This is a genomic window from Chryseobacterium sp. JJR-5R, assembly GCF_034047335.1.
GTDB lineage: Bacteria > Bacteroidota > Bacteroidia > Flavobacteriales > Weeksellaceae > Chryseobacterium.
The window spans coordinates 925778-938940 of record NZ_CP139137.1; the positions used below are offsets into that span (position 1 = coordinate 925778).

Below are 13163 nucleotides of genomic sequence, written 5' to 3' on the forward strand. Positions count from 1 at the left end.
ATTCAAAGTTTACGATTTACGGTTCAGGACGGCTTTCGGAAGCGGTACGTATTCCTGTTCATCACCGGGAACAAGCGGGAACGCTTCGTGGTTTTGGTCATTCCAGTTTACTTTTGCCTGATCGATCATTTCCCTGTCTGAATTTACAAAATTCCAGAATATGAAGCGTTCCTCATCGAAAGGTTCGCCGCCGAAAAGGTATACGGTGCCGTTTTCACTCATGTCAAATTCGCACAATTGGGTATTTTTGGCAATCAACAGCTGCTTGGAACCGTAGGAATTTCCGTCCGTGGTCACCTTTCCATCCAGTACATACATGGCTGCTTCGCCATACAGGTCTTTCCCGATGCTGATCTTCCGGGCTTCTCGGGTTTTGATTTCAATAAAAAACAGCCTGCTGTGCACGGGAACCGGAGATTTCCTCCCGAATGCTTCCCCTGCAATTAACTTATACCGGATTCCGTCTTCTTCCCAAGCTGGGATTTCACTGGATTCGGTATGATGGAAGGAAGGTTCACTCTGTTCCAGGTGTTTCGGAAGGCCTACCCAGATCTGGAATCCGTGCAGCCTTTTATCGGAATGCCTTAAATATTCAGGCGTTCTTTCAGAATGCACCACGCCTTTTCCGGCAGTCATCCAGTTGACAGCGCCGGGCTGGATTTCAATGCTGCTTCCGATACTGTCTCTGTGGAAAATAGATCCTTCCAGAAGATACGTCAGCGTAGAAAGCCCGATGTGCGGATGCGGCGGAACATCAAGGTTCTGATAATCCTTAAGATCGGCAGGTCCCATGTGGTCAATAAAAACAAAAGGCCCGACTGCTCTTTTTTCGCGGAACGGCAACAGCCTGCCTACCAGAAAGTTTCCGATGTCTGCTGATTTTTCTTCAATGATAAGTCCGATATTTGACATATTCTGAGGTTTTATTTTTAATGTACTGTTCTTATTTTAAAACTGATGTTGTATGATAAAAGTAAGAAAAAAAGAATAATTAAACCTGAACGGAATCTTAATCATCTTTTTGCCTGTTGTGGGTTTATCTGTAAGCAAATGTACTGCGGCTTATGCTGCGGAACATTGATGTTTGGTAAGTATTGCATTGATAAATAAGAAAAAAGCAGCCTCCGTTATTTTTGAAGACTGCCTTGTAAGTAAAGGTTGACGGTTTTATCTGAATTCAGCCTGGAACTCTTTGAAAGCCTGCCCGAATTTTTCTGTTGATTCATAATTACTTAATTCATATTCCTCCTGAAGTCCGGTCTTGGTGGTTAGCCTGATGTGCCCGTACCGCACAACCGGAATCTGATAATTATTTTTGAACCTTTTGTCGCGGGTGCCGTTTTTATTTACCTTAGCCCACGTCTGGCCGATAATTTTGGAGTCTGCCGGAACAGAGGATGTTTCTGTGAAACGGGTATGTGTACACTGGAAGTTCACCTCATCTATCCCGATAATGGCAAAGCTGTTTTCATTGGTGTACATTACGATGAACGCAGGGTAAATATAAAGATCGGCACCATTGGCATTTTTAAGATACAGTGCCTGGTAATCCGACTGTATATACGGAAGGGATTTTAATGCGAAATGAACTTCCCGCCTGTTTACTACTGTTCCGGCGGAAGAGCGTGCAGCCACCCGGTCCTGGAAATGCGCACTTGTGATATCCCATATTTTGCGTGAAGCAGCAAGCTGTCTGAAAGATTCATAGACATTTTCAAACTTTTTCCTGATTTCAGGATCAAAATCAATGTCAAGGTTAACATAGCACTTACCAATCAGGTCTTTTGTCTGGCTGACGGCGTTTTCCTGGGCTTTAATATCCCGGTCTGAATTCTGCGGGATTTTTTTGTTGATCAGTCCGTATAACAGGATGTAGCTTAAAATCTTTTTGGTTTTGGTTACCGAAAGCGTTTTTTTAATTTTAGTGAGATCAGCTGATAACTCATTCTTTTGCTGACGGGCGAGAATAATAGCTTCTTTGATGCCCTGCATATTCTGGCTGGTAATTTCATGAATATCTGCACTGAAAATATTTCCGTCAACAAAAGCAGGTTCATGTATGGGAACTTCCGGTAAAGCAATAGCAGGAGCAGGTACAGATTGTGGCGAAGTACCTGATACTCCATGACGGTTTGAAACCCCGGAGCTATTGGTACTCACTGTAGTTCCTGATCCGCTGAAATTAATACTTGCCCCTTTTATCCCGATTGAGGTAGATATTCCCTTTTTACTGAAATTAAGATGAACTCCCGGTATCACTTTGATTCTTTTTCTGTAACTCCAAGCCATGATGTTGTTTTTAGATTTAATGTACAGTCAAAAATAACAGCCTCCGCCGTTATTATTTTACGGATTCCCGTAATCCGTGGTTGGGAATTCAGATTTTAGAATATCATTTCTGTGTAAAGATTAATTGGCTTTTTTAAGCTTAAAGAATACTGGGTTCATTGTTTCAGATCCTGTAAGAACGTAAGATTGAATTGAAAAACTACCGTTTCCAACTTAGCCGTGATTGAACGGCCTGTCTGAGCTCTTTTTACAGGAATGGAAAGGGGTGGACGTAAAAAAGCGAGTAGTGAAAGCGCGAAACAGCTCCTGAAACCATCAGCTGGTAATGAACCGTGAATAATTTCATAACGGATTATGATGATAAATTTATCTGTCAGTGATAAAATGTGCCTTATACCTTTTTATTCTTCTTTCGATTTCATGTTTTTACCGTCTGAAATATGAAGCCTGCGGAACACAAGCCCGGAAATGATGGTCAATACTCCTACCGTTAGGAATGTATACCGGAACGCATTGTGGATTTCACCTCTTACCAGATCTGTGTTTTCAAATATTTTTAAGACAATAAGCCCGAATGCAATCCCAAACCCGATGGCAAGCTGCTGGTTAACGGAAATCAGCGAGTTCCCGCTGCTGGTCTGGAAGTTGCGGAGATCGGCAATGGAAATGGTGTTCATTGAAGTAAACTGGATGGAGTTGAAGAATCCCAGAACCGCAATAACCGGGATGAACCAATACAGGGAAGTATGGATATCCGGAATGGCCAGAAGACAGATCAGGGTCCCGATGATAAAGGTATTGACCATCAGTGTCTGCCGGTAACCGAACAGGTTCAGGATCCTGATCACATAGGATTTCCCGAACATGGCGGTAAGGGCCATCGGCGCAATAATCCATCCGGAAGTAACGGCCGACTGTTTATAGGCAATCTGGATCATCAGCGGCAGCAGTAACGGTACGGAACTGATCCCCAGTCTTGTCGCCAGGTTTCCGATGATCCCTACCCTGAAAGTCCTTACCTGAAATAAATTCAACGGGAATATAGGGCTGTCATCCGTTTTGGCATGTTTGTAATAATAATACAGAAACAGGAACCCGAGAATGAAAACAATTAAAACCGGAGTAATGTTCTGGATATTCCCGAAGAGTTCCAGGGCAATAGAAAGCAGGAGGGAAGCTGCCGCAAAGATTAAAAACCCTTTCAGGTCAAATTCTGCGCCGGCAGACCGGTAGTTCGGCATAAATTTAATCCCCAGGACAATCCCCATGATGCCGATGGGTATATTGATCAGGAAAATCCAGTGCCAGGAAAGATAGTCTACCATATAACCTCCCACCAGAGGCCCTAGGACAGGCCCGATAAGTGCAGGAATGATGGCAAAATTCATGGCTTTCAAAAGCTCATTTTTATCAAAAGTCTTGATCAGGGCCAATTTCCCTACCGGTGTCATCAGGCTTCCGCCGACTCCCTGGATGACACGTGCGATTACCAGCTGCGTAAGGTTTTGGGAAAGTGCACAAAACACTGACCCGAGGCTGAAAAGGATCAAAGAGAAAATAAAAACTTTTTTTGTCCCGAAACGGTCTGCCAGGAATCCGCTTGCCGGCATAAAGACTGCCAGGGTAAGCACATAACTGATGATAGCATTCTGCATGTTAAGCGGCGATTCGTTCAGATCCCTTGCAATGGAAGGCAGTGAAGTATTCAGGATGGTAGAATCCAGCATCTGCATAAAAATGGCCGTAGCAAGAATAAGCGGGAGTATTTTTTTTATCCGGTCAGGTGAGGGTTGTAATGATGGCTGCGGTTGGTGTGATGAAATTGTTTCTGACATATGCTTTTCGCCGGAGGCTGATACTCCGGATTTATTTAAGTTCAGGGAATACGATAACCGTTTCTTAAAAGCAATATTTATTCCTTTACCCCCGGAATGGGTATAAAAATAAAATCCTGTGAATTTTCACAGGACTTATTTTATTTTCTCGGTTTTTCAACCCCTTTCCATTCGTCGCCGGCTTTTCGGTACTGGCTCAGCTCGAACTCTTTAAAATCTTTTGTTTTATATTCGATGTTATCCGTATTCTGCTCAAACGGCATGATGTAATAATAGTCTGCATCTGTTTTGTCCGTCTTGGTCCCTTTTTTTACGGAAGGTACATATTTCGTAAACTTGAATCCCGGAAGATACTGCTTCAGCCTTGTATAGAAGTATTTGTTTTCTTTCTCTTCAGGAATGATGTCCACAATATTGAAATCGTCTTTCGCTTTATTGATCCACAGGTAATAGGTTTTGTCTTCTCCTGTATTCCTGTTCACTGAATTGAAGGCAAAAAGTTCTTTCGGAACCAGTTCCTTGATCTTTTCCGGGTCAACTTTTGTATAATATTCACCTTTCAGCGGGTCAACATACGTCTCCAGGTTGTACATCAGCACGGAGTTGTTGTCCAGGTTTTTGTTTTTAAAATACTGGTTCAGGGATAATTCTGCCGTTTCTCTTAGCTCTTTTCCTCTTGCATCCAGTTTTTTAGTCAGGTTCTGGGGGTTCACTTTTTTTACAAATTCATATAAGACCTTTGGCTTTATATCTTTCAGGTGAGGATAGGTTTTCAGCTGCTCTGCTTTTACCAGCCAGTAGTACTGCTGATAAAAATCGTCTTTCTCAGCATCCTTCACACTTTTGTATGTCATTGCAAGTTTTTTGGAGCTGAGGTATTTGCCGAATTTCCCCTGTCCGAAAGCAAAAGTCATGGATAATAAAGCAAATAAGATCGTAATGTTTCTTCTCATTTTTTTATAATTGATATTTTCGTTTTCCAAATATAATTATTTATTAGATAATATTTTTGATTAACGGTTAAATTCTGACAATTATTAATGTTAATTCAAAAGAAAATCCTGTATCACTACAGGATTGATAAATTTCTTGTCACAGAGCGGATTGTAAAGTCCGAAATATATTTAAATATACTTCATTAGGCCATTTTCGTTGTATGGTTATCCTTCTTCACTGTAGGAGGTTTCATGTACTTTTACGGCCCTTCCGCTTGGATCGTTCATATTTTTGAATGCTTCGTCCCATTCCAGGGCAATCGGTGTCGAGCAGGCTACCGAAGGTACCGAAGGCACGGTTGCTGCAGCGGTCTCGCTCGGGAAATGTTCCTCAAAAATAGTCCTGTACCGGTATTCTTCTTTATTCTGAGGGGTGTTTAGAGGGAACCTGAACTTCGCGCTGGCCATCATTTCATCGGTGACTTCTTTTTCAGCGACTTCCTTCAGCGTATCGATCCATGAGTAGCCGACACCATCCGAGAACTGCTCTTTCTGCCTCCAGGCAATAGACTCGGGAAGGAGGTCTTCAAAAGCTTTTCTCAGGACCCACTTCTCTATTTTCCCTTCCGCTTTGCTGATCATTTTATCTTTCGGGTTAAGGGTCATTGCAATGTCCATAAATTCTTTGTCCAGAAAAGGGACGCGGCCTTCAATACCCCAGCTCATCAGCGCTTTATTGGCTCTCAGGCAGTCATAGAGATGCAATTTTCCCAATTTCCTTACGGTTTCATCATGGAATTCTTTGGCATCCGGTGCTTTATGGAAATACAGGTATCCGCCGAACAGCTCATCTGCGCCTTCTCCGGAAAGCACCATTTTAATCCCCATGGATTTAATGACTCTCGCCAGAAGGTACATGGGCGTGGAGGCCCTTACCGTTGTCACATCATATGTTTCAAGGTGATAAATGACATCGCGTACTGCATCCAGGCCTTCCTGAACGGTGAAGTTGACTTCATGGTGGACCGAGCCTATAAATTCCGCTGCTTTCCGGGCTGCTGCCAGATCCGGTGAACCCACTAACCCAACGGCGAAACTGTGCAGCCTCGGGTACCAGGCTTCCTGTGTGTCGCCGCTTTCCACCCTCTGCCGTGCGAATTTTGCAGTGATGGCGGATATAACGGAAGAATCCAGTCCGCCGGACAGTAAAACGCCGTAAGGCACATCGCTCATCAGCTGTCTGTGCACTGCGTCTTCCAGGCCTTTTCTGATTTCTGCAATATCCGTTTTATTGTCTTTTACATGGTCAAAACTTTCCCAGTCCCTTTTGTACCACTGCTGAAGCGTGCTGCCGTCTTCGCTGTAAACGAAATGCCCGGGCAAAAATGTTTCAATGGTTTTGCAGACTCCTTCCAAGGCTTTGAGCTCTGAGGCTACATAATAGTTTCCGCTCCTGTCCCATCCCTGGTAAAGCGGGCAGATGCCCATGTGGTCACGGGCAATAAGGTAAATGTTATTTTCCGTATCATAAAGGGAGAATGCGAAAATACCGTTTAGTTTTTCAATGAAGTTCTTTCCGTATTTCAGGTAAAGGGGCAGGATGACTTCGCAGTCAGACTGAGTCTGGAATTCATAATCCGGGAATTCTTCCTTCAGTTCCCTGTGGTTATAAATTTCTCCGTTAACTGCTAAAACTATTTTCCTGTCCTTGGAGAATAAAGGCTGTTTTCCTGAAGTAGGATCAACAATGGCTAGTCTTTCATGGGAGAAAACCACGTGTTCATCCTGGAATACCCCGCTCCAGTCCGGCCCTCTGTGACGGATTTTTTTAGACATTTCCAGTACTTGAGGTCTTAATATTTCGGTTTTCTGTTTGGCATCAAACAAGCATACAATTCCGCACATTTTATTAATTATTTTAAACAAAATTATATTTAAGGTTTAAAATAAACAATTAAAATTTTTAATAAGTTTAAATTTTTAATTAAATACTGTTATTGATAGTTTAATTTAAATTATTTATATTGATAAGCCGGATTTTAGTTAAATTTTTTCACTCAGGCAGAGTAATTTTATATATACGGAATAAAAACGAGATAATTAATAATGTATGTTAATTAATTTAAGGAAATTTTATCTTTACTTTGTGGCTCGAAATAATTTTTTTTCATCATTTGTGTTTTTACCTTCTCGCCATTCATTTTGCGAGAAGGTTTTGTTTTATTGGGAGCCTAACAGAACACCTGAAACGTTCCACGAACTGAACATGGTTTCCTCACGTTCGCCCTGTGGAATCTTTACCTGAATGGTGTGTTTGCCGGCTTTCAAATCCCCGAGCGGGATAAATTCCGGGTTGGTAACCGTTCCCGGGCACCAGTTGGACCGGCTTAGGTCGGAAGATGACAATCCGTCCGGAAAATTACCGGATGCAGGGTTGTAAAGGCGGTAAGAACCGCAGTCTGTTCGCCACGGCACAAAAGAGAAAGCCATTTTCCCGTCCAGGAAAATAGAATTTGTCTTAGGGATAAATTCGTCGCCGTTTTCCCAGCCGCCGTGGCCGGTGGTAATGTATTTCAGCTGTGCATTTTTCAGGTCTTTTTTTAATGTGAATTCTACAAATAATCCTTTGTCCTTATCAAACATAGTAGCATAATCCTGGCCTGCCATTTCCATGATATTGAGGGTATTGAATAAAGGAATAACCGTATTGTTCTTATTGACGGTCTGCCCGCTTTTATGGATGGTGATTTCCAGGCTTATCTGATGACCGCCTTTGTCATAATTGCCGATAAATGTGCCGATCCACAGCTCTTTTTCACTCAGAACGGGTTTCAGGTCAGTAATATCCTGCCGGTACGGGCTTACCGTCTGCCAGCTTTTGTCTTTCAGCTGTATGTGATTGAATTTATTGATCCCGAATGCCGTAAAAAACCGCATCATTTCAACGGGAGGGTCATAATTCTCGGTTGTGGCTACTCCGTAATAGGGTTTTCCGTTTCCGTTTTCATAGGCGGGAAGGGTTTTTATCCCTTTTTCCAGCCCGTCAAGAAAAGACTGCTGCCGGTCCTGCGGAATAAAGAAAACGGTTCCGGTCCGGTCATAAGCATCACCGTTGGACTGCTGCTTTAATTCAGTAAAAATATTTTCGCCTTCCGAAATTTTAGGAAATCTGATTTTTTTAAGGATAACGGTTCCGTTGGCAAATCTTTTGATGACCGCATCAGATTTAGAACTCTCAGAGAAGTTGACGGTTTCATTTTCAAACACTTTCAGCGTGGTAAACCTGGTTTTCCACAGAAGATCTCTGTATCCCAGCGGATCAGTAGGGGTAATTGGGCTTTTAAGAATAGCGGCAATATCTGTTTTCTTTACTTTTTTTATGGATGTTGCCGTGATAAGTGAATTTTTATTTCTTTCGATTTCCAGGACAAAGCCTAAATCCTGGCCGATACTGGAAGGTCCGCCCTGGATTTTCAGGTCATTGGTATACCAGATTTCTATGGTGTTTGAATTGATTTTGGTGATGGCTTTTTTGCAGCTGTACCCTAAGATCTTCTTGGTTTCGGCGGTAAGTTCAAAAGCCTGTTTCCCTACAGATTCAGCATCGGAAGTCGAAATGATTTCATTGTTTTTTAAAAATGCATAGGAAATTATGGTATTGGACGGCTTTTCAATTTTCGTTATTTCAAACGGGAAATCTGCCTTCTGTGCCCTGATGCTGTTATTTAAGATGAAATTTTCTTTATCATTGGCCCAGACCAGGGTGGGGGGCTGGTCATTCAGAATTTTTCCGTTGTATGAACTGGTGTACTGAACTTCATACGTCTGTGCAAAACCCAGGCACGATAACAAAACAGATAAAGCGAATATAATTCTTTGATGCATAATGAATAATGATGTTTTATGCAAAGATAGATTTTACTTACATATGAATATAGATCTCCGGCCATAACCATAAAAAAACTACCCTGAAAACAGGGTAGTTTATGATATATTCGAATAAGTAAGTCTTCCTGTCTGTTGTTATGAAATCCTTTCGATCAAAGCCATGTAGAATCCGTCATAGCCTTCGCTCGGCATTACTTTTTCATCTTTGACCATTTTGAAATTAGGATTGTTTCTGATGAATTCTTCTACCTGCTCATTGTTTTCAGAAGGAAGGATGGAACATGTGGCATACACCATTTTTCCGTCTACTTTCAGCATTTTAGAATAATCCTGGATAATCTGCTGCTGCTCTCCCTTGATCCTGTTGATAAAATCCTGGTCGATTTTCCATTTGCTGTCCGGGTTTCTTTTCAGTACACCCAGCCCTGAACAGGGTGCATCAATCAGTAACCGGTCTGCCTTATCATGAAGCCTCTTGATTACTTTATTGTCAGAAATCATCCGGGTTTCAATATTATGGGCACCGGCTCTTTTCGCACGTCTTTTAAGTTCTGCCAACTTCCATTCAAAAATATCAAGGGCAATGATCTGGCCTTTGTTTTTCATTAAAGCGGCTAAGTGAAGGGTTTTTCCGCCGGCGCCGGCACAGGCGTCAATCACCCTCTGTCCTTCTTTTACATCCAGGAAGTACGCTATTTTTTGTGAAGACGCATCCTGAACTTCAAACAATCCTTCTTTAAAAGCTGTGGTAAGGAATACATTCTTTTTTTCTTCCAGCTGGACCGCATCCGGATAATTTTTTACAGGATAACACACGATATTTTCATCAGAAAGGTCAGAAACAAGTTCTTTTGGGGTGGTCCTCAGTGAGTTAGCCCTTAAAACAGTGGGCGCCTGCTCATTTAAAGCGTGCATTTCTTTTTCCCATTTCGGTCCCAGTTCTTTCTCAAGCGTTTCGGCCAGCCATTCAGGGATGGAATGCTCAATGGCTTTCGTAGGGACGGTATTCTTTTTAAGCTTTGTAAGGATATCGGCGACTTTGATCCCGTCGAATTCCTCAAATTTTTTATAGTTTGTTTTGCTCCAGAGCAGGTAGGCCATCATGAGCTTGTAGATATTGTTGGGCTTTACGCCTTCTCCCATATAATATTCCAGGCGTTTTTTCCAGCGGATGATGTTGTAGAAGATCTCAGAGACCACAGCCCTGTCCTGGCTGCCCCATTTTTTGTGCGCTTTTAAAAGTCGTTCAATTACTTTATCGGCATATTTATTTTTTTCGAAGAAGGTTTCCTGCAAAGCATCGTGGATTCCGATGGCTAAGTTTCTGTGAATAAGTTCCATAAAATTGGGTTCTGCTGTTTTGAATCCGCAAAAGTACGAATTTAAGTTGATAATTTTAAGTTGTGGGCAGTTGAGTTCAGTGCTCAGCATGGTTACGTGGTATGTGATTCAGCTTCCGTAATCCGCTTTCATGCTTTCTTACCCGCTTTAAAATATTACCTTTGCAAAAAATTAAAAAATATGAGTGATACTGTACTTTGCCCCAAATGCAGCTCAGAGTTTACCTACCCGAGCGATAACATGATGGTATGTTCCCAGTGTTTTTATGAATGGAATCCGGAAGAAGCCACTGCTGAATCATCAGCTTCAGGAAAAATTTTAGATGCCAACGGCAATGAACTGCAGGACGGGGATTCTGTTGTGGTGGTTAAAGACCTTCCTGTAAAAGGAGCTCCGAAGCCCGTAAAAGCAGGGACGAAAGTAAAAAACATCAGGCTGAGACCGGACAGCGACCATAATATCGACTGTAAAATAGACGGTTTCGGTTCGATGGCACTTAAATCTGAATTTGTAAAAAAAGCCTAGCAGCAGGCTCTTCTAACTGAAAAATATGTCTGAATATCAGTATCTTGAATAAGTGTTGATGATCTGCAACTGTAAATATGAATTGCTGCAGGAAGTTACATGTGGACAGCCTGTTTCCGGAACAACTGCAGGATATACTGCACTCTGGTTTAAGCAGCTGGTTGCAGCACATTATTTTACAGGTGCATTACCCTGTATATTTTCTTCTTTCTGTTGGGTACTTTATGATGAATGGGAGATAACCAGGGCCAGCTCCAAGCTTAATGAAGATCTTTAAACGGATACAGGCTTAAAAAGACAAAATGCTCTGAATTATTCATCTCAGAGTATTTTTTTTGTCTCTGAAGGCAACAGGTATGTATGAAAAAAGGAAAAAATTGGACAGGGTAATCTTTCAAGAAACGAGATTGCAGAACTGCTAATTTTTGTCTCAGGGGGCAGAAAGAGAATTAACCAAAAGTTTCCTTATGCTATGGAAGTACAAATGTAAGAAAAAGTTTTTAGGCTGATCCTTATATTTGTACTTTTTTTATTAAAAATTAACCAATAAGTATAAGAAAATCTTACAGTTAGCTTTTATAATCTGAAAAGCAAATGCATCATTGCTATTGTGGAATTTACACCGGTTTAAATGAAGCCCTGATTGTTCCATGCAGTTTCTCATCTGTATAAATAATGAGTTCCTTGTTTTTCATATTCACTTTATTCCAGTAATGATCCCCGGCAAACCTGCTTTCTGAAACCTCAGCCTCAAAACCGTTTTCGGCAACGTGTATTTCTTTGGGGTAATAAGAAAATTTCGGCAGCCGGAATTCTTCCATTTCGCTTTCGCTGAAAATATTCACTTCCCCGAAAAGTTTTGCGACATATGGATTGTACGGGTTCCTGAATGTATCCTCAGGATTGTCTTTTTGAATCAGCTTTCCATTCTGCAGGACGATAATCTGGTCCAGCCACGGAATAATATCCTGAAGCTCATGCGTGGAGATTACCAGGGTAATATGGTGCTGCTTTACATATCTGAATAATTTTTCGCGCAGCTCTATTTTTCTCGGGAAATCCAGGTTGCTGAACGGTTCGTCCAGGATCAGGAGCCTGGGGAGTACGGAGAGCGCCCGGGCAATGGCAACACGCTGCTGCTGGCCGCCGCTCAGGTGTTTGGGGAGGACACCGGAAAATTCTTCCAGGCCTACCACTTCCAGAAGTTCGGAAACGGTTTCTTTTTTCTTTTTCAGATGGATATTGGAAATAAACTTGCCTACATTTTCGGCTACCGTAGCATAAGGCATCAGATCAAAATTCTGGGCTACGTACTTCATGTCTGCCTCTCCGGGCACCAGGTTGCCTTTCGGGCCGGACAGCTTCTGCCCGTTAAAAACAATATTGCCGCGTTCCCAGTCCAGAAGTCCGTAAATCAGACTTAATAATGTCGATTTCCCGCATCCGCTTTCTCCTGCAAGCGCAATGATCTTTTCTTCTTCAAATGCCAGATTCAGGTTCTGAAACAGAGGCTTCTCCCGGGAGTATGAAAAGTATAAATTGTTTATTTCTAATAGCATCATACAAATGTAGTGAAATGTGCCGTTTTTAGGAAACGATCATTTTTTTTATTACCTTAGCGGGACTATTGAAATTTTATAAATTATGAAAAGAAAGCTGTTTTCACTTTTCGTTCCGGTGCTTTTTGCCTCGGCCGTGGCGATGTCCTGCCAAAAGGAAAAACCTTTAACCGGCGAAAGCAGTGAAGCGTCCACTACCAGAAACGGAAAGCCGTTTATTGTGGATACGCTGAACAGCAGGGTAGAATGGAAAGGGTATAAAATTTTTAAGTCTGAAAGCACAAGTCATTTTGGAACCATCAAATTTGAGAGTGGTGACGTAACGGTAAAAGACGGCAAACTGGAAAGCGGGAAGTTTGTTGCCGATATGAATTCCTTATCCTCCGAAGACCTGAAAAACAATGCTGAACAGGCAGCAAAGCTGAACGGGCACCTGAAAAGCGGCGATTTCTTTGAAGTCGAAAAATTTCCCACTGCTTCTTATGAAATCACGAAAGTAACGCCATCCGCGGAAGGTGACTATAATACGCTGCTGGATGGTAATTTAACCGTCAAAGGGATTACAAAGCCGGTTCAGTTTAAAGCCAATGTTTCGGTGAAAGAAGGCGAAGTAAGTATTGCTACCGAACCAAAAGACATCCACCGGGGAGAATTTGATGTAAAATTTAAGGCTCCTGCAGAAAACGGGGTGATTAAAGATGAGATGACGCTTCAGATCAACATAAAAGCTCTGGAAAAAAAATAATTTTATCAAGTAAAATAAATCATTGAAGTCTGCTCCGTCAACCGGG

Annotated in this window: 10 protein-coding genes; 2 read left to right on the top strand and 8 right to left on the bottom strand. The window is 42.0% G+C overall.

The annotated features are described in order from the left end of the window. Positions 1-9 precede the first annotated feature (9 nt). The 7 genes from SD427_RS04370 to SD427_RS04400 form a co-directional block, all read right to left on the bottom strand. Positions 10-912, bottom strand: a complete 903-nt coding sequence (locus SD427_RS04370; protein ID WP_320560071.1) for a pirin family protein — start codon at positions 910-912, stop codon at positions 10-12. Positions 913-1167: 255 nt separating this feature from the next. After that, positions 1168-2289: a DUF4236 domain-containing protein gene (locus tag SD427_RS04375; protein ID WP_320560072.1), complete on the bottom strand. Its 1122-nt coding sequence runs from the start codon at positions 2287-2289 to the stop codon at positions 1168-1170. 401 nt (positions 2290-2690) lie between these two features. Further along, positions 2691-4124 (bottom strand): MFS transporter, encoded by a 1434-nt coding sequence (locus tag SD427_RS04380; protein ID WP_320560073.1) that lies wholly within the window; start codon positions 4122-4124, stop codon positions 2691-2693. 140 nt (positions 4125-4264) lie between these two features. Further along, positions 4265-5077 (bottom strand): hypothetical protein, encoded by an 813-nt coding sequence (locus SD427_RS04385; protein WP_056222470.1) that lies wholly within the window; start codon positions 5075-5077, stop codon positions 4265-4267. Between the two features lie 207 nt (positions 5078-5284). Then, on the bottom strand, positions 5285-6964 hold the full coding sequence (gene asnB / locus SD427_RS04390) for an asparagine synthase B (RefSeq protein WP_320560074.1): 1680 nt from the start codon (positions 6962-6964) through the stop codon (positions 5285-5287). 315 nt (positions 6965-7279) lie between these two features. Further along, positions 7280-8944, bottom strand: a complete 1665-nt coding sequence (locus SD427_RS04395) for a GLPGLI family protein (protein WP_320560075.1) — start codon at positions 8942-8944, stop codon at positions 7280-7282. A gap of 138 nt (positions 8945-9082) precedes the next feature. Continuing rightward, complete coding sequence (locus SD427_RS04400; RefSeq protein WP_320560076.1) at positions 9083-10288, bottom strand: RsmB/NOP family class I SAM-dependent RNA methyltransferase; 1206 nt, start codon at positions 10286-10288, stop codon at positions 9083-9085. A 180-nt stretch (positions 10289-10468) separates the two neighbouring features. On the opposite strand from SD427_RS04400, the gene SD427_RS04405 reads away from it, so the two are divergent. Then, positions 10469-10813, top strand: coding sequence for a zinc ribbon domain-containing protein YjdM (locus SD427_RS04405; RefSeq protein WP_320560077.1), 345 nt, complete (start codon positions 10469-10471; stop codon positions 10811-10813). A 617-nt stretch (positions 10814-11430) separates the two neighbouring features. Here the strand turns inward: SD427_RS04405 and SD427_RS04410 are convergent. Beyond that, complete coding sequence (locus SD427_RS04410; RefSeq protein WP_320561015.1) at positions 11431-12372, bottom strand: ABC transporter ATP-binding protein; 942 nt, start codon at positions 12370-12372, stop codon at positions 11431-11433. Between the two features lie 85 nt (positions 12373-12457). Between SD427_RS04410 and SD427_RS04415 the strand changes: the two genes are divergently transcribed. Next, entirely contained in the window at positions 12458-13117 is a 660-nt protein-coding gene (locus tag SD427_RS04415) for a YceI family protein (RefSeq protein ID WP_320560078.1), read from the top strand. The last annotated feature ends 46 nt before the right edge of the window (positions 13118-13163 follow it).